The sequence below is a fragment of the Streptomyces sp. NPDC005566 genome, assembly GCF_040605575.1.
In the GTDB taxonomy this organism is placed as follows: Bacteria; Actinomycetota; Actinomycetes; order Streptomycetales; family Streptomycetaceae; genus Streptomyces.
The window spans coordinates 311,633-336,126 of sequence record NZ_JBEXDB010000009.1; the positions used below are offsets into that span (position 1 = coordinate 311,633).

Annotated in this window: 24 protein-coding genes and 2 pseudogenes; 19 read left to right on the top strand and 7 right to left on the bottom strand. The window is 69.0% G+C overall.

Annotation, left to right across the window (positions count from 1 at the left end; genetic code table 11):
• Window positions 1-68: 68 nt before the first annotated feature.
• Window positions 69-848 (bottom strand): SDR family oxidoreductase, encoded by a 780-nt coding sequence (locus ABZS61_RS17305; protein WP_356421032.1) that lies wholly within the window; start codon window positions 846-848, stop codon window positions 69-71.
• Window positions 849-955: 107 nt separating this feature from the next.
• On the opposite strand from ABZS61_RS17305, the gene ABZS61_RS17310 reads away from it, so the two are divergent.
• The 5 genes from ABZS61_RS17310 (at window position 956) to ABZS61_RS17330 (ending at window position 4,712) form a co-directional block, all read left to right on the top strand.
• Window positions 956-1,417 carry a DUF6278 family protein gene (locus ABZS61_RS17310; protein ID WP_356421035.1) on the top strand — a complete coding sequence of 154 codons (462 nt, stop codon included), beginning with the start codon at window positions 956-958 and terminating at the stop codon, window positions 1,415-1,417.
• Between the two features lie 101 nt (window positions 1,418-1,518).
• Window positions 1,519-2,262: an amino acid ABC transporter ATP-binding protein gene (locus ABZS61_RS17315; RefSeq protein WP_356421038.1), complete on the top strand. Its 744-nt coding sequence runs from the start codon at window positions 1,519-1,521 to the stop codon at window positions 2,260-2,262.
• A gap of 14 nt (window positions 2,263-2,276) precedes the next feature.
• Window positions 2,277-3,188 carry a glutamate ABC transporter substrate-binding protein gene (locus tag ABZS61_RS17320; RefSeq protein ID WP_356421041.1) on the top strand — a complete coding sequence of 304 codons (912 nt, stop codon included), beginning with the start codon at window positions 2,277-2,279 and terminating at the stop codon, window positions 3,186-3,188.
• 13 nt (window positions 3,189-3,201) lie between these two features.
• On the top strand, window positions 3,202-3,846 hold the full coding sequence (locus tag ABZS61_RS17325; RefSeq protein WP_356421044.1) for an amino acid ABC transporter permease: 645 nt from the start codon (window positions 3,202-3,204) through the stop codon (window positions 3,844-3,846).
• Entirely contained in the window at window positions 3,843-4,712 is an 870-nt protein-coding gene (locus ABZS61_RS17330; protein ID WP_356421047.1) for an amino acid ABC transporter permease, read from the top strand. The genes ABZS61_RS17325 and ABZS61_RS17330 overlap by 4 nt, the downstream gene beginning before the upstream one ends.
• A gap of 74 nt (window positions 4,713-4,786) precedes the next feature.
• Here ABZS61_RS17330 and ABZS61_RS17335 read toward each other — a convergent pair.
• Together ABZS61_RS17335 and ABZS61_RS17340 are read right to left on the bottom strand one after the other, a co-directional pair.
• Window positions 4,787-5,029: pseudogene (locus ABZS61_RS17335) on the bottom strand (acyl esterase); the annotation flags it as partial.
• An 88-nt stretch (window positions 5,030-5,117) separates the two neighbouring features.
• Entirely contained in the window at window positions 5,118-5,864 is a 747-nt protein-coding gene (locus tag ABZS61_RS17340) for a hypothetical protein (RefSeq protein ID WP_356421050.1), read from the bottom strand.
• Between the two features lie 104 nt (window positions 5,865-5,968).
• Here ABZS61_RS17340 and ggt point away from each other — a divergent pair, with 104 nt between their 5' ends.
• Both ggt and ABZS61_RS17350 read left to right on the top strand, forming a co-directional pair.
• Window positions 5,969-7,774 carry a gamma-glutamyltransferase gene (ggt, locus tag ABZS61_RS17345; RefSeq protein WP_356421053.1) on the top strand — a complete coding sequence of 602 codons (1,806 nt, stop codon included), beginning with the start codon at window positions 5,969-5,971 and terminating at the stop codon, window positions 7,772-7,774.
• Window positions 7,775-7,928: 154 nt separating this feature from the next.
• Complete coding sequence (locus tag ABZS61_RS17350; RefSeq protein WP_356421056.1) at window positions 7,929-8,639, top strand: glycoside hydrolase family 75 protein; 711 nt, start codon at window positions 7,929-7,931, stop codon at window positions 8,637-8,639.
• Between the two features lie 48 nt (window positions 8,640-8,687).
• On the opposite strand, the gene map is transcribed toward ABZS61_RS17350, so the two are convergent.
• Window positions 8,688-9,455, bottom strand: coding sequence for a type I methionyl aminopeptidase (gene map / locus ABZS61_RS17355; protein ID WP_356421059.1), 768 nt, complete (start codon window positions 9,453-9,455; stop codon window positions 8,688-8,690).
• Window positions 9,456-9,496: 41 nt separating this feature from the next.
• On the opposite strand from map, the gene ABZS61_RS17360 reads away from it, so the two are divergent.
• The 3 genes from ABZS61_RS17360 to ABZS61_RS17370 all read left to right on the top strand — a co-directional run bounded on the left by ABZS61_RS17360 (window position 9,497) and on the right by ABZS61_RS17370 (window position 11,744).
• Window positions 9,497-9,844, top strand: a complete 348-nt coding sequence (locus ABZS61_RS17360; protein ID WP_356421062.1) for a helix-turn-helix transcriptional regulator — start codon at window positions 9,497-9,499, stop codon at window positions 9,842-9,844.
• Between the two features lie 20 nt (window positions 9,845-9,864).
• Window positions 9,865-10,245, top strand: coding sequence for a PPOX class F420-dependent oxidoreductase (locus ABZS61_RS17365; RefSeq protein ID WP_356421066.1), 381 nt, complete (start codon window positions 9,865-9,867; stop codon window positions 10,243-10,245).
• Between the two features lie 131 nt (window positions 10,246-10,376).
• Window positions 10,377-11,744 carry a hypothetical protein gene (locus tag ABZS61_RS17370; RefSeq protein WP_356421148.1) on the top strand — a complete coding sequence of 456 codons (1,368 nt, stop codon included), beginning with the start codon at window positions 10,377-10,379 and terminating at the stop codon, window positions 11,742-11,744.
• Between the two features lie 173 nt (window positions 11,745-11,917).
• Here ABZS61_RS17370 and ABZS61_RS17375 read toward each other — a convergent pair.
• A pseudogene (locus tag ABZS61_RS17375) lies at window positions 11,918-12,685 on the bottom strand (transposase).
• A 76-nt stretch (window positions 12,686-12,761) separates the two neighbouring features.
• Here ABZS61_RS17375 and ABZS61_RS17380 point away from each other — a divergent pair.
• The 8 genes from ABZS61_RS17380 to ABZS61_RS17415 all read left to right on the top strand — a co-directional run bounded on the left by ABZS61_RS17380 (window position 12,762) and on the right by ABZS61_RS17415 (window position 21,930).
• Complete coding sequence (locus ABZS61_RS17380) at window positions 12,762-13,244, top strand: hypothetical protein (RefSeq protein ID WP_356421069.1); 483 nt, start codon at window positions 12,762-12,764, stop codon at window positions 13,242-13,244.
• A gap of 869 nt (window positions 13,245-14,113) precedes the next feature.
• On the top strand, window positions 14,114-14,350 hold the full coding sequence (locus ABZS61_RS17385; RefSeq protein ID WP_356421072.1) for a hypothetical protein: 237 nt from the start codon (window positions 14,114-14,116) through the stop codon (window positions 14,348-14,350).
• On the top strand, window positions 14,347-15,375 hold the full coding sequence (locus ABZS61_RS17390) for a serine hydrolase domain-containing protein (RefSeq protein WP_356421075.1): 1,029 nt from the start codon (window positions 14,347-14,349) through the stop codon (window positions 15,373-15,375). The genes ABZS61_RS17385 and ABZS61_RS17390 overlap by 4 nt, the downstream gene beginning before the upstream one ends.
• 139 nt (window positions 15,376-15,514) lie before the next feature.
• On the top strand, window positions 15,515-16,357 hold the full coding sequence (locus ABZS61_RS17395) for a nitrilase-related carbon-nitrogen hydrolase (protein WP_356421078.1): 843 nt from the start codon (window positions 15,515-15,517) through the stop codon (window positions 16,355-16,357).
• The gene (locus tag ABZS61_RS17400) at window positions 16,354-17,637 is read left to right on the top strand and encodes an aspartate aminotransferase family protein (protein WP_356421081.1); all 1,284 of its coding nucleotides are present in this window, start codon (window positions 16,354-16,356) and stop codon (window positions 17,635-17,637) included. The genes ABZS61_RS17395 and ABZS61_RS17400 overlap by 4 nt, the downstream gene beginning before the upstream one ends.
• Before the next feature lie 213 nt (window positions 17,638-17,850).
• Window positions 17,851-19,251 carry a dihydropyrimidinase gene (gene hydA, locus ABZS61_RS17405; RefSeq protein WP_356421085.1) on the top strand — a complete coding sequence of 467 codons (1,401 nt, stop codon included), beginning with the start codon at window positions 17,851-17,853 and terminating at the stop codon, window positions 19,249-19,251.
• An 11-nt stretch (window positions 19,252-19,262) separates the two neighbouring features.
• On the top strand, window positions 19,263-20,264 hold the full coding sequence (locus tag ABZS61_RS17410) for a TIGR03842 family LLM class F420-dependent oxidoreductase (protein WP_356421088.1): 1,002 nt from the start codon (window positions 19,263-19,265) through the stop codon (window positions 20,262-20,264).
• A 133-nt stretch (window positions 20,265-20,397) separates the two neighbouring features.
• Window positions 20,398-21,930, top strand: coding sequence for an NCS1 family nucleobase:cation symporter-1 (locus ABZS61_RS17415; protein WP_356421091.1), 1,533 nt, complete (start codon window positions 20,398-20,400; stop codon window positions 21,928-21,930).
• Between the two features lie 172 nt (window positions 21,931-22,102).
• Here ABZS61_RS17415 and ABZS61_RS17420 read toward each other — a convergent pair whose 3' ends face one another.
• Window positions 22,103-22,810: an isochorismatase family cysteine hydrolase gene (locus ABZS61_RS17420; protein ID WP_356421094.1), complete on the bottom strand. Its 708-nt coding sequence runs from the start codon at window positions 22,808-22,810 to the stop codon at window positions 22,103-22,105.
• A 114-nt stretch (window positions 22,811-22,924) separates the two neighbouring features.
• Window positions 22,925-23,605, bottom strand: a complete 681-nt coding sequence (locus tag ABZS61_RS17425; RefSeq protein WP_356421098.1) for an adenylate kinase — start codon at window positions 23,603-23,605, stop codon at window positions 22,925-22,927.
• A gap of 457 nt (window positions 23,606-24,062) precedes the next feature.
• Between ABZS61_RS17425 and ABZS61_RS17430 the strand changes: the two genes are divergently transcribed.
• Window positions 24,063-24,437 carry a hypothetical protein gene (locus ABZS61_RS17430; protein ID WP_356421101.1) on the top strand — a complete coding sequence of 125 codons (375 nt, stop codon included), beginning with the start codon at window positions 24,063-24,065 and terminating at the stop codon, window positions 24,435-24,437.
• Window positions 24,438-24,494 lie beyond the last annotated feature (57 nt).

Consider the following 24,494-nt stretch of genomic DNA (forward strand, 5'->3'; position numbering starts at 1 on the left):
TCGATCTCGGGCGCCCGTACGCCTCGATGCCGCCCCGCCGGGGGCGGCATCGCGCGTTCCCGACCCGGTCAGTGGACGGAGAATCCGCCGTCCACGAAGATCGACTGCCCGGTGACGTACGACGAGGCCGCGCTCGCCAGGAACACCGCGGCGCCGGCGAAGTCCTCGGCCAGGCCGTTGCGGCCGACCATCGTGCGGGCGGCCAGTGCCGCCACCTTTCCGGGATCGGACGACAGCCGCTGGTTGAGCGGCGTCATGACGAAGCCGGGCACCAGGGTGTTGGACGTGACGCCGCGCGGGGACCAGGCCTCGGCCTCCGAGCGGGCGAGCGACTCCAGCGCACCCTTGGAGACCCCGTAGGCCCCGCTCTGCACGAACGCCCGGTGCGCCTGCTGTGACGTGATGTGGATGATCCGCCCGTAACCCCGCTCCGCCATGCCCGGTCCGTACCGCCGGCCCAGCAGGTGGGGAGCCTTGAGGTTCACCGCCATCGTGGTGTCCCACACGTCCTCGTCGAGCTCGTCCATCGGCGGCCGCAGATTGATTCCCGCGCAGTTGACGAGGATGTCCGGCTCGCCGAACACGGCCGCCGCCTCCTCGCCCGCCGTGCGCACACCCTCGCTCGTCCCCAGATCCGCGCTCACCCACGCGGCCCGGCAGCCGTCGGCCGTGAGCTCGTCGGCGGTCCGCTTCAACTCCGTCTCCCTGCGCGCCACGACCACGACACTCGCACCCGCGTGTGCGAGCGCCCCGGTGATCGCACGGCCGATGCCGGAACTGCCGCCGGTCACCACGGCGACCCGGCCGTCCAGGGAGAAGAGTTCCAAGAGATAGTTCTGCGATGTCATGTCCGCAGCTTATGGAGGTTGCCCAGGGCAACCCGTCCCCGGTCCCGAATCTGGAACAGTCGCGCGCCCTGCGGTGTGCAACAGGCCTGAGGTGGGATCCTAGTGGTATGAACATCCCTTTCCTGGACAACTGGCGTAAGCGTCAGGGCGGTACGCAGGGGGTGGCTCTCGCGGCTGCCGTCCGAACCGATCCTGACGGCATCGCCGAACTGTTCGCAGAATGCGAGCTCTTGCGTGCCCGGGCAGGGCAGGCCGGACTCGAACTCGACGACAGCCCCGCCTCGTTGTCCGCGCTCGACCAGCTCCCGCCGCTGTGGCGCGACGACCCGGAGGAGCTTCCCTGGCTCGGCAACGACGCGGGCCTGTACCTCGGCACCGTTCTCGTGCGCACCGTCCCCGGAGCGGTGTGGGACATCCTGGCCGGCGGCCGGCCCGTCGTGCGCCTGGTCTCGGGCCGGGAGATCGACGTCGTCGCGGCAGGTCTGGACTGGGCGATGTCGGGCAGCCCCGAGCTCTCCGAGATGTACGCGGAGTCGGCCGAGACCGGTCCGGACCCCAAAGCGCGATAAGCAGCCTTATGCGCTATTGGTGCGTGTCGGGCGAGAAGTCCGTTGCGGGCCTGGATAGTTTGCGCTGACCTCGACACAGCGATAAGTGGGTAGGGCAGCGTATGGCCGTCGATCCGTTGATCGAGCTGCGGGACGTACACAAGTACTTCGGAGAGTTGCACGTTCTGCAGAGCATCAATCTCACCGTCGGCCGCGGGGAGGTGGTGGTGGTCATCGGCCCCTCCGGATCAGGCAAATCAACGCTCTGCCGGACCATCAACAGACTCGAGACGATCGAGTCCGGCTATATCGCCATCGACGGGACACCCCTTCCCGAGGAGGGGAAGGGGCTCGCTCAGCTCAGGGCCGAAGTCGGCATGGTCTTCCAGTCGTTCAACCTGTTCGCGCACAAGACCGTGCTGGACAACGTCTCGCTCGCCCAGATCAAGGTCCGCAAGCGCAAGAAGGACGAGGCCGACCAGCGGTCCCGCGAACTGCTGGAGCGGGTCGGGCTCGCCTCGCAGGCCGACAAGCTCCCCGCCCAGCTCTCCGGCGGCCAGCAGCAGCGCGTGGCCATCGCCCGCGCGCTGGCGATGGACCCCAAGGCGCTCCTCTTCGACGAGCCCACCTCGGCGCTCGACCCGGAAATGATCAACGAGGTGCTCGAGGTCATGCAGCAGCTCGCCCGGGAGGGCATGACCATGGTGGTCGTCACGCACGAGATGGGGTTCGCCCGGTCCGCGGCCAACCGCGTGGTGTTCATGTCCGAAGGCTGCATCATCGAGGACCGCACACCGGAGGACTTCTTCACCGCCCCGGAGAGCGACCGCGCCAAGGACTTCCTGTCCAAGATCCTCAAGCACTGACAGGGGGCACCGTGTTGCGTACGAGAAGAATCGCGACCGCGCTGGCCTGCTTCCTGCTCGCCGTGCTCGTCGCCGGCTGCGGCCGGGAGGGCAGCCCACCCGTCAAGGGGCCGAAGGCCGGGGCGCTGCCCCAGTACACGGTCGACAAGGAATTCGAGCTGCCCGAGTCGGAGACCTGGACGAAGGCCAAGAAGCGTGGATACCTGGTCGTCGGCGCCAAGGAGGACCAGCCCTATCTCGGCGAGAAGGATCCGGCCACCGGCATCTACTCCGGCTTCGACATCGAGATCGCCCGCATGATGGCAGCGTCCCTCGGGTTCGAACCGGACACGATCCGCTTCCGGACCATCGCTTCCGCCAACCGTGAGACGGCACTCCAGAACGGGCAGATCGACTACTACGTCGGCACCTACACGATCAACGACATGCGCAAGAAGCTCGTCGGCTTCGCAGGGCCGTACTACATGGCCGGGCAGGGGCTGCTGGTGCGCACCGACGAGAACGACATCAACGGGCCGCAGGACCTGGCGGGCAAGACCGTCTGCTCGGCCGCCGGATCCACCCCGTACCAGCGCATCGCCGCCGACTACCCGAAGGCGGACCTCGTCGCCTACGACACGTACTCGATCTGCGTCGACAACCTCCTGACCTACCAGGTCGACGTCGTCACCACCGATGACGCCATCCTGCTGGGCTTCGCGGCCAAGGCCCCGGACGAGATGAAGGTCGTCGGCAAGCCCTTCTCCGAGGAGCCCTACGGCATCGGCGTCCCGCGCAGCGACAACGCGCTGCGCTTCGCCCTCAACGACGCCCTCGAAGAGAACGAGAAGAACGGCAACTGGAAGAAGGCGTTCGAGGCCACGCTGGGCCTGTCCGGGGTGCCCGCGCCGACACCCCCGCCCATCGACAGCTATCCGGCGAACTGAGGGGCCGGCCACCATGGATGTACTCACAGAGAACTTCTCCCTCTACGGTGACGGCTTCCTCGGCACCGTGGAGCTCACCGTCTACGCCTCGATCCTGGCGCTCGTGCTCGGCTTCCTCATGGCGTCCTTCCGGGTCGCGCCCGTCGGCTCGCTCCGGGTGATCGGCACCGTCTGGGTGGCGGTGCTCCGCAACACCCCGCTGACGCTGCTCTTCTTCGCCGTCCTGCTGGGGCTGCCGCGCTTCGGGCTGGTGCTGCCCTTCGAGGTCTTCGCGGTCCTCGCCCTCGGCTGCTACACCTCGGCCTTCATCTGCGAGGTGCTGCGCTCCGGCATCAACACCGTGGACACGGGACAGGGCGAGGCGTCCCGCAGCCTCGGTATGTCCTTCGGCCAGACGCTGGGCAACGTCGTACTGCCGCAGGCTTTCCGCTCGGTGATCCCGCCGATCGGATCGACGCTCATCGCCCTCGCCAAGAACTCGGCGATCGCCGGAGCGTTCAGCGTCACCGAGCTGCTCGGTACGTACAAGCCCCTCAACGAACTCGGCTACAGCATCATCTGGACCTTCGTCTGGATCGCCGTCGGATATCTGATCATCACCCTGACCATCAGTGCGCTCTTCAACGTCATGGAGAAGCGCTGGGGAGTCGCCCGATGACCCACTCCACCGTCTCCGCGACCGCGCTCTACGACATTCCGGGGCCGGTCACCCGCAAGAGACACTTCACCTACGGGATCATCTCGACGATCGTGATCCTGGCGCTGGTCGGCTGGGTCCTGTACCTGCTCTTCGACACGGACCAGTTCACCAGCGAGAAGTGGGCGCCCTTCACCTACAAGGGCATCCAGGAGCTGCTGCTCCGCGGGCTCGGCAACACCCTCAAGGCGTTCGCGTACGCGGCGGTGCTCTCCCTGGCGCTCGGGGCCGTGCTCGCCGTCGGGCGGCTGTCGGTGCACCGCCCGGTGCGCTGGATCTCGACGTTGCTGGTCGAGTTCTTCCGGGCCATGCCCGTCCTGGTGATGATCTTCTTCATCTTCGTCGCGCTGAAGGTGCAGCCGCTGCCCGCGCTGGTGGCCGGACTGACGCTCTACAACGGCTCCGTGCTCGCCGAGGTCTTCCGTACCGGGATCAACTCGGTCGACCGGGGCCAGCGGGAGGCGGGGTACGCCCTCGGCATGCGCAAGACGCAGGTCACCACCTTCGTCCTGGCCCCGCAGGCCGTGCGTGCCATGCTGCCCACCATCATCAGTCAGCTGGTGGTGGCCCTGAAGGACACCTCGCTCGGCTATCTGATCACCTACGAGGAGTTCCTCCACGCGGGCAAGCTGATCGCCTCGAACCTCGACTACGGCCTCCCCTTCATCCCCGTGGTGATGGTGATCTCGCCCATCTACATCGGGATGTGCATGCTGCTCTCCTGGTTCGCCACCTGGGTGGCCAGACGGGAGAGGCGCAACCCGAAGACCAGGTCGGCGGGCGTGACCCCCGCCGAACCAGGGACGCTCCTGCCGGGCGCGAAGTAACCGACAGCCGCCCCACGGGGCGGACCGGAAAGGGCAGTGCCCGCCCGGCAGCAGCCGGTGATCACTCCTCGCGCAAGCGGAACCGGGACAGGCCCCGGTTCCGCGCCGGGCGGGGGGAAGGTCAGCTGTGTGCCGGTCGGATCGTGCTCGACGCGGAGCGGATCGAGGGTGTCGGTCATCAGGGCGGGCCGGTGTCCGTCCGTGGAACCTATAGGGGGCGTTGCCGAACAGCATGCCGAGGCCGAGCGGGCCCACGTCGCGGAGGAGGCGACGGGGGTGCCGCTCTCCTTCGTTCCGGTGACCGTGGCGTGCGGCTCGGCGCCGAGGGGCCGGTGGTCCGCGGAGCGGGGTACGGACGTGACAATCGCATGACGACGAGTGCCGACGAACGCCCGGCGGCAGGGCTCAGCCGGCCGCCCGGTGCGAGGCAGGGGGCGCGGCGGGCAGCGGGGCCTGCGCGGCGCGTGTCACATCGCCGATGACCTCGACCACATCGGGTCCGTACGCATGGGTGTTGACCACCTTCAGCAGCAGGACGAAGCTGTTGTTGCGGTGCTTGCGCTGCAGCTTCTCGTAGTTGCGGGCGAGGTAGCGCGATGCCGCCTGGTTGGTGATGGCGCGCTGTCCGCAGAACAGGAAGACGGGACGCGCGTCCTGACCACCCGTCAGCCGTGCGAGCAGGACGTGCTCGGCGACGCCGGACTCCAGGCGGTAGCGCTCCGAGCCCACCTGGAAGGCGGCGCGGTCCGGACCGGGCTCGGGGTCCGTATTGATCTTCACGCCGGGCAGCAGGGACTGCAGGTGAGCGGCCATCCGCCGGTTCGACACCGGACCGCCGACACAGAACTCCGTACGCTCACCGAACCCTTGCTGCGTCCCGTCGTGGGACACGATCTGCGCATGGGCCTGGCAGTCCTTGATCAGCGCCGAGAGCTCGAGCAGGGCGAAGACGTCGTGGCGGTGGACGGCGCCGTCGCCGCCGGCCTCACGATTCACCACGAGCACGCACTCGGAGTTCCCGGGCAGTCCGAAGAATGCCTGCTTGCGGCGGAGTCTGCGCCGCCACAGGTAGGTACGGGCGAGCCAGCCCAGGGAGGCGCTGAGTCCGGCGGCTATGACACCCAGCACGATGTTGCGCACGTCGTCAGTCATGGGCGGGCATATTAGCGGTCATCCGAGCCCGTGTCCGAGGCGGTCCTGTGGATCCGGGCGGGGCGGCGTTACCCTGCGCGGACGATCCTTCACTGGAGGTACGGATGCGTCGTTCCGTCGGCCGGAATGTGTCGTTCTTGAGCGTGTTCGCTGTCATCGGTTCGCTCGGTGCCGCGGCCCCGGCGGCATCGGAGCCGTCCGGGCCACCACCCAAGTCGCCGGTCGCGGTGGGATACGGGGGAGCGGTCGCGAGCGTCGACGCGGATGCCTCGGCGGCCGGGATCGAGGTGCTCCGCAAAGGGGGCAACGCAGTTGACGCCGCCGTGGCGACCGCGGCGGCGCTGGGTGTCACGGAGCCCTACTCGGCGGGTATCGGAGGCGGAGGCTACTTCGTCCTGTACGACGCCGAGAAGCGCACGGTGCAGACCATCGACGGCCGTGAGACCGCGCCGCGCAGCGCGGACTCAGCGCTCTTCCTGGAGAACGGGCAGCCGATCCCGTTCAACGACGCCGTCACCAGCGGCCTCGGAGTCGGTACCCCCGGTACCCCGGCCACCTGGGAGAAGGCCCTCGACGCCTGGGGCAGCAAGCCGCTGCGGCAACTGCTGAAGCCGGCCGAGCGGCTCGCCCGCGACGGATTCGTCGTGGACGGCACCTTCCGCTCACAGACCGCGGGGAACCAGGCGCGGTTCGCCGACTTCCCGGCGTCCGCGGAGCTCTTCCTGCCCGAGGGGCAGCTCCCCGTGGTCGGATCGGTCTTCAAGAACCCCGATCTCGCCCGTACGTACGAGACGTTGGGCCGCGAGGGCATCGACGAGCTGTACCGCGGCGGGCTGGCCCAGGACATCGTGGAGACGGTGCGCAAGCCCCCCGTCGACCCGGCCGCGACCCGCGTGGTCCGTCCGGGAGACCTGACGGTCAAGGACCTGAAGTCCTACCGGGCCCTGCGCCAGGCCCCCACCAAGGTCGGCTACCGCGGCCTGGACGTCTACGGCATCGCGCCCTCCTCCTCCGGTGGTACGAGCGTGGGCGAGGCGCTCAACATCCTTGAGTCGACCGACCTTTCGAAGGCGAGCCAGACGCAGTACCTGCACCGGCTCATCGAGGCGAGCAGGATCGCCTTCGCCGACCGGGGACGCTGGCTCGGTGATCCCGCGTTCGAGGACGTGCCGACACGGGAGTTGCTCAGCCAGCGCTTCGCCGACTCGCGCGAGTGCCTGATCAAGGACGACGCGGTGCTCACCAGCCCGCTCGCGCCGGGAGACCCCCGCCACCCCGCCCCGTGCGCTGCCGGGGGCACCGCGGCCCCGACGACGTTCGAGGGCGAGAACACGACGCATCTGACCGCCGCCGACAAATGGGGCAATGTCGTGGCGTACACGCTGACCATCGAATCGACGGGCGGCAGCGGTATCACCGTGCCGGGGCGCGGTTTCCTGCTCAACAACGAGCTGACGGACTTCTCCTTCGCGCCCGCCGACCCGGCGGTCCACGACCCGAACCTTCCCGGTCCGGGCAAGCGCCCGCGGTCGTCGATCTCGCCGACCATCGTGCTGGAGCACGGCAAGCCCGTACTGGCCCTGGGATCGCCGGGCGGTTCGACGATCATCACCACCGTGCTGCAGACGCTCACCGGGCAGCTGGACCGGGGGCTGCCGCTCGTCGAAGCGATCGCCGCGCCCCGTGCCAGTCAGCGGAACTCGGCCACGACCGAGATCGAACCCGGGCTGTGGGACAGCACGGTACGCGGGGAGCTCGAATCGCTCGGTCACGTCTTCAGGATGAACCCGGAGATCGGAGCGGCCACCGGTGTCCAGCGGCTGCGCGACGGGCGGTGGCTCGCGGCCGCGGAAAAGGTGCGGCGGGGCGGTGGCTCGGCCATGGTGGTGCATCCGAGCGGACGTTCATGACCGATCGGCAGTAGCAGTGCCCTCGGGGCCGGTACGACGCGCTCAGCCGCGTCGTACCGGCCCCGAGGCGTGACCCGGCCGGGTCCGTCCCGGCCGGGTCGGCAAGGAAGGGCCCGCCGGGGTTCTTCGCGTCCAGTGAAAGGCATCCCCCACGGTGCGTACACGAATGCTCGTTCTCTCCGTCGTCTCAGGCGCCGCTCTGCTTGCCGCCGCGGCCTTTCCGGCCGCGGCTCTCCCCGCACTCGCCGGCGGTTACGGCGGGGAGACCGGGACGGACGCGGTGAGCGCTGCCGACCTCCTGGCGCGGGTGAAGACCTGCACCCCGATCTCGCACGGGAAGTACCGAACGGACCAGGGCGGCCCGGCGAAGGTTCCGGTGTGCGGGACGAAGGGAGCCGTGTTCTGGGAGGCGGACATGGACATCGACTGCGACGGTGCGGTCACCGCTGCCTGTAGCAGGAAGACCGACCCCTCCTTCCTGCCCGACACGGCGTTCCAGACCTCGGGCGGCAAGCCCCTGGACTCCGCCCGGCTGCCGTACGTCGTCGTGCCCGGCCCCGGCCCTCTCTGGAACCACACCAGGTCCGGGATCATGGGCGGCGGCGTGGCCGCCGTCATCTACCGCGGAAAGGTCCAGTACGCCGTCGTCGGGGACACCGGCCCCATCGGGATCATCGGCGAGGCGTCGTACGCCGCCGCGGAGGCGCTCGGGATCGATCCCGACCCGAAGACCGGCGGGACCGCGTCCGGTGTCACCTACATCCTGTTCAAGGACTCCAGGGTGTCGCCGATCGAGAGCCCTGAGGCGGCCGTCACCGCCGGCCGGGAGCTGGCCCGGAAGTTCGTCGCCGACGACGGGGCTTGATGCGGAGGTCCGGCTCGCGCTCCTGCGGCCTGGGGCCGCGGCCGACGCTCAGAGCGCCGTCAGGATGCGGGGGCCGCTGTCCGTGACGGCCACCGTGTGCTCGGCGTGGGCGGCCCGGCTGCCGTCTGTCGTGCGGAGGGTCCAGCCGTCCGGGTCCGGACGGAAGTCGTCGCGGCCGCTGCCGATCAGCATCGGTTCGATGGCGATGACCATCCCGTGCCGCAGTGGCATGCCACGGCCGGCCGGGCCCTCGTTCGGCACGGACGGGTCCTCGTGCATCGTCCGGCCCACGCCGTGGCCGCCGAAGTCCTCCATGATGCCGTAGCCGGCATCCCGGCACACCGTGCCGATCGCGTGGGCGATGTCGCCGATCCGGTTGCCGACGCGCGCCGCCGCGATACCGGCGTCCAGGGCCGCGAAGGCCGCGTCGATCAGCAGGGTGTCGGCGGGACGGGCACGGCCGACGGTGAAGCTTACCGCCGAGTCGCCGACCCAGCCGTCCAGCGTCGCGCCCGCGTCGATGCTCACCAGATCACCGTCGCGGAGCCGGTAGTCGGTCGGGATGCCGTGCACGATCGCGTCGTTCACGGACGCGCAGATCACCGCGGGGAACGGGGTGGGAGCGAAGTGCGGCCGGTAGTTGAAGAACGGCGAGGTGGCCCCCGCCTCCCGCAGGATCTCGCGCGCGGTTCCGTCGAGTTCGCGCAGCGAAACGCCGACCGCGGCCGCCTTCTGTACGGAAGTGAGTACCTGCGCGACGACCCGGCCGGCCTCACGCATGGCTTCGATCTGTGTGTCTGTCTTGAGCTGCACCATGCCAATTACTATACCGGTCGAAGCGGTATTACAATGACGGCATGGTACGGACACCCCTGACCCCGGAAGAGCGCCGCCGCGGCGAGCGGCTCGGCGAGCTGCTGCGTGAGGCACGCGGCGGACGCAGCATGGTCGCCGTCGCCGCGAACGCCGGCATCTCCGCCGAGACGCTCCGCAAGATCGAGACGGGCCGGGCCCCCACCCCCGCGTTCTTCACCGTGGCGGCGGTGGCGGGCGTCCTCGGCCTGTCGATGGACGACGTGCTGGCGCGGTGCGCGCCCGAGCCGGAACCGGTGGCCGGACCGCCGTCGGCGTCCCGGCCCGTACCCGCGTCCGGACCGCTCCCCGGGGTGCTGCCCGCAACGGGGGCGCTGCCGCTCACGGCATAGGGCGGAGTAGGGTCACGCCCGTGACTCTCCAGGACTTCGCCCGCAGCGAGTACGTCAGCCTGACCACGTACCGGAAGGACGGCACGCCCGTCGCCACGCCCGTCTGGGCCGCGGCGGACGGCGACGTGCTGTACGTCTGGACGCGGAGCGATTCGTGGAAGGTGAAGAGGCTGCGCAACGACCCCCGGGTCGTCGTCACCGTGTGCGATGTCCGCGGCCGGATCGCCGAGGGCGCGCCGAGTGCCGAAGGGGCCGCCCGGCTGCTCGACGGGACGGAAATGACGCGGGTACGCAAGGTACTTGCCCGCAAGTACACCTGGAAGTTCTGGATGGTGGACTGGCCCGCCATGGTCGTACGGCTCGGCAAGCGCCCCCACACCGGGATCGCCGTCACCTTCTGAGGGGCGCGCGCCGCCCGTCCCGCGCTCCGGACGCACCACGCCCGAAAAGCGCGCGTAGCCCGCGTGTAACACGCCTGCGGTCGAATGCCAGCGGACTGGAATGTTCCAGTCGGCAGTCGGTGAGGGCGATGGTGACAGTGCATCAACCTGCGTGGGAAACAAGGAAGTTCGCACAGTACCTAAGAGGTCTTGCGGCCCTGCTCGATCCCGGACAGGGCTGGTACGGAGTCTTCTGCGCGCGCGATCCTGAGGGCATGCGCGCCTGCTTCGACGGCGTGGAGGTGCCCCCCTGGGACGTCGTCGAATCACTCCTCCAGGACCTCGCCGCGGCCCGCGGCAACCACGTCGCCGCGCAGGAATCCGTACGGGCCGCCGCGCTGTACACCGCCTCCGCCGGTGCGCACGACCGGCGGCCGGGCGGACGGCATGCCCTCGTCGACCGCCTGGGGCTCATGCTCCGGGAACAGACCCACGCCGCCCAGCGGTTGCGGGCTGCCGGGACCGGGGCACACGTGTCGGCTGCGGAGCCTGACGCCCTGGCCTGGGCACGCGACGACCATGCCCGCGCCACGGCCCGCTGCGCGGAACTCCGCGACCGGCTGGCTGCCGTCGAGAACACCCTGCCGGACAACTGGTTCCGCGCTGAAGAGGGCGGGGACACACCGGAACCGGAACGCGCCGGGGCCACGCACCTGGTCCCCGAACCCCGCCGCCCGTCCGGGACGCGGGCCCAGGACACCGTTCCCCAGCCGGAGGCGCGGCCCGCAGCCAGGCGCAGGAAACCGCGCGGAGCCCGCTTCGCCGGCCTGGAGATGGAGGACGACACGGAGGCGGCCCCCGCCCCGTCCGTCGTCCCCGTGCTGCCCGAGCCCTCACCGGCCACCGCCGCACCGCGCGGCGCCCGCTTCGGCGGTGCTCCCGCGGAGAGCGCAACCGCGTCGGCGCCGCAGGCCGCCGCCCCCGACCCGGCCGCCCGCCGCGCCGCCGACGACGCCGTCGCACTGCTCGTACGGCTGCGCGCGGAGGGCCGCAGCGGCGAGGCGCACGTGGTGCTCTGCGAAGCGGCGGCCTGGCCGGCCGGGCATCTGCCGGTACTCGCCGTGGCCCTGCACCGGGCGGGTCTGGCCACCGACTGGGGCACCCTGCTGTGGGAGGTGTCCTCCCTGCCGCCCGCCGAACTCGCCGCTGCTGCAGGGGCGTTGGCTGCAGCGGGGCGCGCCGAAGACTGCGGACAGCTGCTCCGGCAGGGGGTGGCCCGGCCCGCTTCGGAGATCGCCGACGCCGTGGTCGCCCTCGACCGGGCCGGCCTGGAACCCGAGGCGCGGGCCCTGCTGGGCGCCTTCGTACGCGTACGGACGGCACAGGACGCTGCGCTGATCGCCGAGGGCGCTCCGAGCCACCTCGTCCCCCAACTGCTCGCCGCCGCCCGGGAGGTGTCCCCGGCGCGGGAGTGGGACCTGGTCCACGCCCTGCGGGTGGCGGGCATCGCGGCACCGTAGACGGCGGCCGGGGTGCAACGCGACAACGTCCGCCCTGAACTCCGGCGGGGAGTTCTTCCCTATGCGAGATGCCCGTGCTGGTCCGGGACCGGAGACCTTTCCCGGCTAAGGGTTGTCCCGCGCAAATGACCTTCTGGTCGCCTCAGGCATGCTTGGCCGTTGTGCCCGCTGCCTTATCCGGCGAGTGCGAGGTTGTGCGTGCGGGCGATGCCGAGCATGGCGTAATGGACGCCGTCCCCTTTGAGACGGCAGTCGCGAAGGATCTTCCAGGTCTTCATGCGGGCGAAGACGTGCTCGGCGCGGGCGCGGACCTGCTTGTGAGACTTGTTGTGCGCCTGCTTTCACTCGGGCAGTTCTTCGCCTTTGCGGCGGCGGTGGGGCATGACAAGTCCGGTGCCCGGATAGCGGCCGTCGGCGATCGTCGTGGTTCTGCCGACGGCGGCTTTGGCGCCGGATTCCTCCCATGCCTTCAAGTCGTTGCGGTTCCCGGCAAGAGGCCGGGCGACCACGACGACCAGTCGGGTATCGGCGTCGATGACGACCTGGTGGTCTGTGGAGTACCTGTAGTTCTTGGACTGCGCGGCAATGGCGTGGTCCCGGGAGGGGGCCAGGGTGCCGTCCACGATGAGCACGGCGTCCTTGGCGAACCGCTTGTGGTGCTGGAGCGCGAGCATCGGCCCGAGGGGGTCGATGATCCGGTCCGCGGCCGACTTGGACACCCCGAACAGCGGGGCGAGTTGCCGCATGGTCAGGTTCGTGCGCCGGTAGGCCGCGACCAACAGGGCCCGGTCCTCCAACGGCAGACTCCACGGTCGGCCCCTGCGGACTGCGTCCGCACACTCGCGCCGCAGAACCGTCACCAACTTCCCGAACTGGCGCGGGCTGAGCTCGGTGAACGGGACTATCCAGGACTGCTCCGACGCGGTGATCACACCAGCCACTACATGATCGTTTCACTCGATGAGAAGCAACCACCGTCCCGTACCCTCACGGCCTGAGTCGGTCCAGAATGTCGCCGTGGCAGACCAAGAGCACAACGAGGCAGCGGTACGCACATTCCTATCGTGCGCCACCGACGTGGCGCGACTGATGGATCTCGGGGACGCGGCCGACGTGCCGGAAGCCCGCCGCGCACGGCACCTTGCCTACGCGTTGCGCAAGCCACTGCTCGAACGCGCCCACCTGCCCGAAGAGTTCTTCGCCCCGTTGACGGCCGCAGCCGTCTACGATCCGGACCCCAGCTTCTGCCGCTGGTTCGTCGAACCAGCGGTCTACGTCTTCGGCCGCCGCCGGGTCATGACCGCACTGCTCGACTACCTTCGGACCGGTACGGACGCCGAGCAGGCAGGCGCCGAGCGGGCCTGGTACTGCGCCCATGTGCCGCTCCGCGCTGACCGTTCCCCGGCCTATGCACCAGGCGGAAGCCGCGATCCTGCCCTGGATGAGTCCCGCGATGTGAGGGACGAGTGGCGGGAAACCCTGCGGCGATCGGCAAGGTGACCTGGCCGCCTCGAAGCCTGAGCCAGCCCGATTGCCGCGGGGCAGCTACTCTTCCTGACCAGTTACGGGACAACCCTTAGCTGATGGAAAGCTCCTCGATTCCGTTCTGCGGCCGAGAGATGGCGGGCATATAACGGTCGGTAGGAATGGATCTATGCAGAACGGCAACCATGGAGCGGCCGAACTTATTGCCCGAGCCGCCTGCAATGGCAGGAGCGGTTTCGGGGGGATATCCTGGGAGACCCGATCTTCATCAGAAATTTCTAGTGGATTCGGATGGCCTGTTGTAGGGGGAGGAAGTGCGTCGCGCCACGACTCGTTCGGCACTTGCAGAGCTTTCGGAGATGGGTTTCCTCGAAATTCGGACGACGGCTCGGACCGGTAAAATTTACGTCGAAGACGAGATTCTCGACCCCGATGATCCGAGCGACGTCAGTGCAATGTCCAGGATCTATATGATCTCTGATGCGTGTCACGGGTTCGTCAATTCTTCCAGGCGTCCTCAATTGTTTTTCGGGGAGCGAAGCGCCAGGAAGGTCTTGGAATGCCGTTGGTCGTCCAGTGGGCCGGCAGGGCGTCGCTGGATTCGATCGCGCTTTCGGCTCATCGGGGATGGCTATTCGGAGCTGTTGGGGAGCGTCATTGATGGCGCAGCGGGCCATGATCGGTAAATTTGTACACCCTCATCCCCGCGTGGGGCGCTGGGTCGGCTGAGCCGACGGCCGTGACTGGTGTGAGATCTGCCCCGAAAGATTGACTGGGGGGTGATGGCCGAACCGGGTGAGGGGCCTTGAAGCGTAGAACGGTGGCGGCTGCTGCGGCCGTAGCTACGGGTATGGCGTTGTTCGGGGGTGGAATGCCTGTCGGACGTGCAGACGATCAAAATCTCCCTGGACGTCGTCGGCGCCTCGCTCCCGGAGCCCTGCTGCGTTCCGGACGACTGGGAGGCCATGGCCGCGCTCCAGCACGAGGGCGGGCTCGTGCCCCGCGACAGCGACCCGGTGGACGCCGACCCGAAGCAGCGCTTCACGGATCCCCAGCACACCGTCGTCGTCACCGCCGTCGCCGGATCCATCGCGCCGGCGCGGGCGGCGGGGCAGCGGTGACCGGACCGCCGCTGGCCGACCGCCTCCAGCCCTTACTGTCGGCGGCCAAGGGGCCGGGCGCAGCGGTGGCGGCCGTACGCGGTGACGAACGTGCGGTGCTCTGCCACGGGCCGGTCGGGGAGGACACCCGGTTCGAGACGGGCTCGCTCACCAAGACGTTCACCGCCCTGCTGCTCGCCGAGCTGGCCGCCAGGGGCGAGGTCAGTTACGGCGACCGCGCCGTCCGCTACCTGCCGTTCAGGCTTCCCGGGCCGCCCCTCACCCTTCTCCACCTGGCCACCCACACCTCCGGGCTGCCCCGGCTGCCTCCCGGGCTCCTCTCCCGCGCGGTCCGCAGCGGATGGTTCAGCAACCCGTACGCGGGCTTCTCCGAGACGGATCCTCTGGTGTCGCTCGCCCGCACCCGGCTCCGGCACCGGCCCGGTTCCCGGGTCCACTACTCCAATTTCGGCGGAGGCCTGCTGGGCCACGTGCTTGCCCGTGCGGCGGGCGGAGCCGGGGGCGACTGCGCCGCGCTTCCGGCCGAGCGCGTCATCGATCCCCTCGGCCTGGCCGATACCGACTGCGATCCCAACCGGCCCCAGGCCACCGGACATTGGCGCGGCAGAGTGCGTCCAGCCCTGTTGATGCCCGGACTGGTCGCCGTCGGCGCGGTGCGGTCCAGCGTCCGGGACCTGCTCCGCGTCCTTGCCGCGCTGATCGCCCCGGACACCGCTCCCGGCCTCTTGCTGCGTACCGCGCTCGCCGAGGTCCAGTGCCCCCGGCTGAGTGTTCCGCGGACCGGTTCGCGGCTGTGCCTCATCTGGAACCTCCGGCCACGCCCGGACGGAGCACTGCTCCACCACTCCGGTGGGACACGGGGTTTCACCGCGTTCGCGGGCTTCCTCCCCGGCTCCGGTTCCGGACTCGTCGCGTGGACGAACTCGGCTCCCACCCCGCTCGCGCCCTTCGTCCAGGCCGCCTACGGGACCCTGCGCGCACTGGACCGGCCGCCTCCGGGAGCGGTGTGGACCGCTCGGGTGTGAAACATGATCGACTCCGCCGGTTCACGGCGATGGTCTTGCCCCGTTGTGTGACGGGGCTTACGTTCTCCTCCTATGCATCGTGTCTACGGGCGTAGAAAACGCGTAGAGGCTCTCTGACGCCGCGTCGAAGGAGCAGCTCATGTCCCACGTCGTACGTGCCGCACTTGTCCAGGCGACCTGGACCGGCGATACCGAATCCATGATCGCCAAGCATGAGGACCATGCTCGCGAGGCAGCCCGGCAGGGCGCGAAGATCATCGGCTTCCAGGAGGTGTTCAACGCCCCGTACTTCTGCCAGGTGCAGGAGCCCGAGCACTACCGCTGGGCGGAAGCCGTCCCGGACGGCCCCACCGTCCGGCGGATGCAGGATCTGGCCCGGGAGACGGGCATGGTGATCGTCGTGCCGGTCTTCGAGCTCGAACAGTCCGGCTTCTACTACAACACCGCGGCGGTGATCGATGCCGACGGCTCGTACCTCGGCAAGTACCGCAAGCACCACATCCCCCAGGTCAAGGGCTTCTGGGAGAAGTACTACTTCAAGCCGGGGAACGCCGGCTGGCCGGTCTTCGACACCGCCGTCGGCAGGGTCGGCGTCTATATCTGCTACGACCGGCACTTCCCCGAGGGGTGGCGTCAACTCGGCTTGAAAGGTGCCCAGTTGGTCTACAACCCGTCGGCCACCTCGCGGGGCCTCTCCAGCCACCTGTGGCAGCTGGAACAGCCCGCCTCCGCCGTCGCCAACGAGTACTTCGTCGCCGCGATCAACCGCGTCGGCCAGGAGGAGTACGGCGACAACGACTTCTACGGCACGAGCTACTTCGTCGACCCGCGCGGCCAGTTCGTCGGCGAGGTCGCCAGCGACAAGGCGGAGGAACTCGTCGTGCGCGACCTCGACTTCGGCCTCATCGACGAGGTGCGGCAGCAATGGGCGTTCTACCGGGACCGCCGGCCGGACGCGTACGACGGGCTGGTGGAGCCGTGACCGGACTGCACGAGCGGCATCTGGCCGTCAGCCCCGACTGGCTCGCCCTCTACTACCGGCAGCCGCTGGAGATCACCCACGGCGAGGGGCGCCACGTCTGGGACGCGGACGGCAACCGCTACCTCGACTTCTTCGGCGGCATCCTCACCACCATGACCGCGCACGCCCTGCCCGAGGTGACCAAGGCCGTCACCGAGCAGGCCGGCCGGATCATCCACTCCTCCACGCTCTACCTCAACCGTCCGATGGTGGAGCTCGCCGAGCGCATCGCCACGCTCTCCGGCATCCCCGACGCCCGGGTCTTCTTCACCACCTCGGGCACCGAGGCCAACGACACCGCCCTGCTGCTCGCCACCGCATACCGCAGGTCGAACCAGATCCTGGCGATGCGCAACAGCTACCACGGCAGGTCGTTCTCGGCGGTGTCCATCACCGGCAACCAGGCATGGTCGCCCACCAGCCTGTCACCGCTCCAGACGCTGTACGTCCACGGCGGCGTCCGGACCCGCGGACCGTACGCGGAGCTGAGCGACGCCCAGTTCATCAAGGCGTGCGTGGCCGATCTGGAGGATCTGCTCGGGCACACCAGGGAGCCCGCGGCGCTGATCGCCGAGCCCATCCAGGGCGTGGGCGGCTTCACCGCGCCGCCCGACGGGCTGTACGCGGCCTTCCGCGAGGTCCTCGACCGGCACGGCATCCTGTGGATCTCCGACGAGGTGCAGACCGGCTGGGGGCGGACCGGTGACCACTTCTGGGGCTGGCAGGCGCATGCCGAGAACGGACCGCCGGACATCCTGACCTTCGCCAAGGGCATCGGCAACGGCATGTCCATCGGCGGAGTCGTCGCACGCGCCGAGGTCATGAACTGCCTGGACGCCAACTCCATTTCGACGTTCGGCGGCTCTCCGGTCACCATGGCGGCGGGCCTGGCCAACCTCTCGTACCACCTGGAACACGACCTCCAGGGCAATGCCCGCCGGGTCGGCGGACTGCTCATCGAGCGGATCCGGGCGGTCGGTGCGGGCTGCGCGGCCGTGCGCGAGGTGCGGGGGAGGGGCCTCATGATCGGCATCGAACTGGTCAAACCCGGCACCGACGAGGCGAATCCGGAGGCCGCGGCCGCCGTACTCGAAGCGGCACGCGCGGGCGGACTGCTCATCGGGAAGGGCGGCGGTCACAGCACCAGCGTCCTGCGGATCGCACCGCCCCTGTCGCTCACCGTCGCCGAGGCCGAAGAGGGCGCGGCGATCCTTGCCGACGCCCTGCAAGCGGCGACCTGACCCCTGCTGCCCGCCGGAGCGCTCTGCCGCCCGGCGGGCAGCGCGCCGGGCGGCCGTTCGTTGGGCTGGTGGGGTACGCCGGGCCGGAAACAGAAACGTCTTCATGCGTGAGCAGCAGCGGTATTGCCACAGTGGGTAACCCACTTCTACGTTCTTTCACCACGCACCGTGTCTACGTGCGTAGACCCATTCCGCCACCGCGAGGAGGGGCACATGAGCCGCACCGTCATTCACGGCGGCCTCGTCATCACCGCGTCCGACGAGATCCACGCCGACGTACTCATCGAGGGTGGACGGATCGTCGCTCTCGCCGCCCACGGCACCGACGCGGCCGAGAGCTGGAGCGCCGACAGGAGAATCGACGCCACCGGGAAATACGTCATCCCGGGCGGTGTCGACGCGCACACACACATGGAGATGCCGTTCGGCGGGACCTTCGCCGCCGACACCTTCGAGACCGGCACCCGGGCCGCCGCCTGGGGCGGAACCACGACGATCGTCGACTTCGCCATCCAGAGCATGGGCAGGCCCCTGCGCGAAGGCCTCGACAGCTGGTACGCGAAGGCCGACGGCAACTGCGCCATCGACTACGCGTTCCACATGATCCTCTCCGACGTGAACGCCTCCTCGCTCAAGGAGATGGACCTCCTGGTGGCCGAGGGCATCACCTCGTTCAAACTGTTCATGGCCTACCCCGGCGTCTTCTACAGCGACGACGGCCAGATCCTGCGCGCCATGCAGCGGGCCTCCGGCAACGGCGGTCTGATCATGATGCACGCGGAGAACGGCATCGCCATCGACGTCCTCGTCGAGCAGGCGCTCGCCGAGGGCCGGACCGACCCGCGCTACCACGGTGACGTACGCAAAGTGGCACTGGAGGCGGAGGCCACCCACCGCGCCATCCAGCTCGCCAGGGTCGCCGGATCGCCGCTGTACGTGGTCCACGTCTCCGCCGACGAAGCCGTCGCGGAGATCGCAGCAGCCCGCCACAAAGGGCTCCCGGTCTTCGGTGAGACGTGTCCCCAGTACCTCTTCCTCTCCACGGACAATCTCGCCGAGCCCGACTTCGAAGGCGCGAAGTACGTCTGCTCCACCCCGCTGCGCCCCAAGGAACACCAAGAGGTGCTCTGGCGCGGCTTGCGGAACAACGACCTGCAGGTCGTCTCCACCGACCACTGCCCGTTCTGCTTCTCGGGGCAGAAGGAAATGGGCCGGGGCGACTTCTCGAAGATTCCCAACGGCATGCCCGGCGTCGAGAACCGCATGGACCTCCTCCACCAGGCCGTCGTGGACGGCCACATCTCCCGGCGCCGCTGGATCGAGATCGCCTGTGCCTCTCCGGCCCGGATGTTCGGCCTCTACCCGAAGAAGGGCACCATCGCGCCGGGCGCGGACGCCGACGTCGTCATCTACGACCCGCACGCCCAGCAGACGATCTCCGCGGAAACGCACCACATGAACGTCGACTACTCGGCGTACGAGGGCAGGCAGCTCACCGGCCAGGTGGAGACCGTCCTCTCACGCGGTGAAGTGGTCGTCGACGAACGGAAGTTCACCGGCCGGGCCGGTCACGGTATGTACACCCCGCGCGCAACCTGTCAGTACCTGGACTAGGAGCACCCGCCATGGACTTCGGACTCGTCCTCCAGACCGACCCGCCCGCCTCGGCCGTGGTCGGGCTGATGCGCCGCGCGGAGCGGAACGGATTCCGCTACGGATGGACCTTCGACTCGGCGGTGCTCTGGCAGGAGCCCTTCGTCATCTACAGCCGGATCCTGGAACACACGGACCGGCTCGTCGTCGGCCCGATGGTCACCAACCCCGGCACCCGCACCTGGGAGGTCACCGCCTCCACCTTCGCCACCCTCAACGAGATGTACGGCAACCGCACCGTCTGCGGCATCGGGCGCGGCGACTCGGCGATGCGCGTGGCCGGCCGCAAACCCAACACCCTGGCCAGGCTCGGCGAGGCCATCGACGTGATCCGCGACCTCGCCGAGGGGCGCGAGGCCACCGTCGACGGGCAGCCGGTCCAGATCCCCTGGGTGAAGAACGGCAGGCTTCCCGTCTGGATGGGGGCGTACGGACCCAAGGCGCTCGCACTCGCCGGGCAGAAGGCCGACGGGTTCATCCTCCAGCTGGCCGACCCGTACCTCACCGAGTGGATGATCAAGGCGGTACGGGAGGCGGCGGCCGACGCCGGCCGTGACCCGGACTCCGTCACCATCTGCGTCGCCGCGCCCGCCTACGTGAGCGAGGACCTGGACCACGCCCGCGAGCAGTGCCGCTGGTTCGGCGGGATGGTCGGCAACCACGTCGCCGACCTCGTCTCCCGGTACGGGGAGCACTCGGACCTCGTGCCCGAAGCCCTCACGGCGTACATCGCGGGGCGGTCGGGATACGACTACAGCCATCACGGCCGCACCGGGAACCCGGACACGGCCTTCGTCCCCGACGAGATCGTCGACCGGTTCTGCCTGCTGGGTCCGGCCGAGGCGCACATCGAGAAGCTGCAGGCCCTGCGGGACCTGGGCGTCGACCAGTTCGCCGTCTACAACATGCACGACGCGCGAGAGGCGACCATCGACGCCTACGGTTCCACGATCATTCCCGCACTCTCCGCCTGACCCGTTCCCGCACGACCGTCTCCACCCACCACCCGCACCGCGCAACCCCCCGCGCCCCGCACAACCCCCCGCGCCCCCGCGCAACCCCCCGCGCCCCGCACGGCACCGCTCCCGAGCGAAGGGTCCCGTCGTCATGACCGCCACCGTCCCACCCGGCCCACCATCAACTCCCGGGGAGTCGATAGCCGACCCGTCCGGCCGGATCGAACTCGCCCCCGGATCCGTCCCCGACGACCCCCGCTTCGTCAACGACGACCTGCTGCCCGTCCCCCTGGAGCGGCGCCGCTGGACGACCTACAACTTCGCCGCCCTGTGGATCGGGATGGCGCACAACATCCCGTCCTGGCTCCTGGCCTCGGGGCTCGTCGCACTCGGCATGGACTGGAAGCAGGCCGTCTTCACGATCGCCCTGGCCAACCTGATCGTGCTGGCACCGATGTTGCTCACCGGGCATGCCGGACCCAAGTACGGGATCCCGTTCCCCGTGCTGGCCCGCGCCTCCTTCGGGCTGCGCGGCGCCAACCTGCCCGCGCTGATCCGGGCGGGGGTCGCCTGCGCGTGGTTCGGGATCCAGACCTGGATCGGCGGAGTCGGCATCTTCACCCTGCTCGGCAAGATCTTCGGCGGCTGGGCACAGGCCGACGAGATCGGTGGGCAGCCGTGGACACTCTGGCTCTGCTTCGCCCTCTTCTGGGTACTCGAACTCGCCATCATCTACCGGGGCATGGACACCCTGCGGCGCTTCGAGAACTGGGCCGCACCCTTCGTCATCGTGGGCGCGGTGGTCCTGCTGGTGTGGATCGCGGTCAAGGCGGGAGGTCTCGGCCCGCTCCTGGACCAGCCGTCCGCCCTCGGCTGGGGGTCCGACTTCTGGCCGGTCTTCTTCCCGTCCCTGATGGGCATGATCGCCTTCTGGTCCACGCTGTCGCTGAACATCCCCGACTTCACCCGCTTCGGAGCCGGTCAACGCGCCCAGATCTGGGGCCAGTCGCTCGGACTTCCGACCACCATGACGTTCTTCGCGCTGCTCTCCGTCTTCGTCACCTCCGGCTCGCAGGCCGTGTACGGGGAGGCCATCTGGGACCCGGTGCAGCTCGTCGCGAAGACCGACAACGTCTTCGGGCTCCTCTTCGGCCTGATCACCGTCCTGATCGCAACGATCTCCGTGAACATCGCCGCGAACGTCGTGTCACCCGCGTACGACCTGGCGAACCTGGCGCCGAAGCTCATCAACTTCCGTACGGGTGCCCTGATCACGGGAGTCGTCGGCGTCCTGATCATGCCGTGGAAGCTCACCGAGACCCCCGAGCTTTACATCTTCACCTGGCTCGGCCTGGTGGGGGGTCTGCTCGGTACGGTGGCCGGCATCCTGATCGCCGACTACTGGATCATCCGCCGCACCGTTCTGGACCTGCCCGACCTCTACCGGCCCGGCGGCCGCTACTGGTACACGAACGGCTGGAACTGGCGTGCCGTGGCGGCCTTCGTGACCGGTGGCGTTCTCGCGGTGGGCGGCTCCCACTCCGCCCCGGGCAAGGGGCCGTTCCCCGCCGACGGCCTGATCCCGTTCCTGAAGCCCCTCGCCGACTACGGCTGGGCCGTCGGCCTCGCCTCGTCCCTTCTCCTCTACACCCTCCTCGGCGCCGGCGAACGAACCAGGCGCTGAGAGTTCTTCCACTGGAAGGGAAGGGCCTCTGATCTGCATCGGATGCATCGGAGGCCCTTTTTGTGCGCCCTTCAACAGCCTCTGGGGAACGAGGCTCGCAGCAGGTCTCGACCAGGCGCCTGCGCGGCGTCCGCGTACTCGGGCAGTTCGACGGCAGTGGCGCCGGAGGCCTTCAGCTGTCGGCCCGACAGTTCGACCCGCGGGCGGTCGTCGGGACGATGAGGGCGAGCACCTCCGTGGTGGGCCGGACATCCCCGAAGGAGCGGTACACCGTTCGTAGAGTGGCGTTGTGCTCCTGGTCCCCGCCGGCGGAGTTGGCGTCCGCGACCATGACGACCCGGTAGCCGAGAGTCCAGGCGTCGCGGGCCGAGCCCTCGCAGCACACGTGAGTGACCGTGCCGGTGATCAGAACGGTGTTGATCCCGCGCTCCTGGAGAAGCTCGGGGAGCGGGCTGCGGCCGGGGAAGAAGGCGCTGGTAGCGGACTTCTCGACCAGCAGGTCGTCGGCACCGATGGTGAACCCGTGCCACAGCCGGCCCCGGAGAGGTCCGGTGCCGCCCGAGTTGCGGAACATCTCGGCTGCGTCGGGGCCGTGGAACTCATCGCCGACCGGGGAGCGTTCGGTGCGCGCGGGCAGGACCCAGGCAACCATCCCGCCGGCCTGGCGCAGGCGGTCGGCGAGCAGTTGGATGTTCGGGACGATGCCGCGGGTGTAGGGGTTGGCGTCGACGAAGAACGGGACCATGTCGATCACCACGAGTGCCGTACGGACCGGATCCAGACTCCTGTACGCGAAACGGCTACCCCGCCGCGTCTCCTGCCTCCGGTAGTCCCGGTCCTCGATGCGCCAGGCATGGGTGAGGACCTCGGTGTCCGGCATGGCGGTGCTCCTTCCAGATATGGCCGGGGTGGAGTCCGATGTCGCCGGTGAGTTCGGCGAAGGGCTGGAGGACGGATCCGGGGGCCACTCCGGGTGCGCTCGATGAGTACAGGGTCAACAGCTCGACGCGCCGGAGGCATCGACCTGTCCCCGGCCGATCGCGACCAGAGCACGGTCCAAGACCTCTTGGACGTGGCCGAGGGCCGAGATCGTGGTCACCAGACCCTTGGCCCGGTAATGGCCGACGACCGGCGCCGTCAGGCCGCGGTAGACCTCCAGTCGCTTACGGACAGTTGCCTCGCGGTCGTCATCGCGCTGGTACAGCGGACCGCCGCAGACCTCGCAGACGCCTGCCACTTCAGGCGGGCTGTATTCGACGTGGAAGATGTGTGCGTTGTCCCGACGGCACACCCGTCGTCCAGCGATCCGCCTCACCACCTCGGCGTCGGGAATCTCCAGGTCGACCACGGCATCCAGCCTCGACTCCGCATCGGCCAGGATGCCGTCCAGCGCCTCTGCCTGGGCAAGGTTGCGGGGGAAGCCGTCCAGCAGGAAACCGCGCTCGGTGTCCGGGCGGGCGAGACGCTCTTGGATCACCCCGATCGTGACCGCGTCCGGTACCAGAAGGCCGGCACGCATGTGTGTGTGGGCGTTCCGCCCGAGCTCGGTGTCCCGGTCGATGTGCTCGCGGAACAGGTCACCGGTGGAGAGGTGCTGGACCGACAGACGCGCGGCAAGACGCACTGCCTGCGTGCCCTTACCGGCTCCGGGCGGCCCGATCAGGAGGAGGCGCATCGATGAGGTGTCCCTTCGTCATACGGCGTGGCCGAGGTCGATCCGAGGACTCGGAGTGGCTGGGGTTGTGACTGCCTGGACGACGTCTGTGCATCCCAGCAGATGTACGGGCACCATGAGGTCCTTTCGTCCGGGTGCCCCAGCATCTTCGTGGCGCGCCCCGGAACGCCGAACGGCCGACGAAGAGGCTTGACCCACAGCAAGCGGGCATCTGTTTCCGTCGAACGGTGGAGGAAGTTCCGCGAGGCCCTGGGCGAGACCGCCTGCGCAGAAGATCCCCGGCCCGACCCGAGTTGGTGAAGCGCGGCTGCCCAAGGGGACTCAACGTTCCCAATTGTCGGCAAACGAAATACAGTTGGCTTCCGTTCTTGCGAGGATGGCAGCCCAGTACAGATCTGCCATGTGGGGGGCCGCTGCAGTGTCCTTGCCTATGGATCACCGTGACACTGTCCTGACGATGTCCAAGGACGACCTCGAACTGATTTTCGGCGAAGCGCTGCTGGCCGACGAGTTCGGTGCCAAGGACCAGAGCGATGGGGAGAAGCGTGCTGCCGCGCGGCGTTGGTTCCAGGCCCAGCTTTCCGGTCTCCGTACGCTTGTATGCCAGAACCCTTCGATTGCCGGGTATCTGGGTCCCGAGGCGAAAGACCGGAACGCTCTGCTGTCTGTGCTGATCGACATCCTTGGCAGTCAGTACGGTCAGACGGTTCCCGTGGCGGCGCTGTCGGCGCAGGTGCTGCACTACGGAATCGACAAGCTCTGCACGTGCTCGGAATCGGGATCCGGTCCCCAGTCAGGGCTTCGTCGTAGTCGGCTGACATCCGTTTTGTGATCATGCGAGGCCGAGGATCGTGAGAGGGCGGCGGGCGTCGCGTGCGTTGTGGCGGAG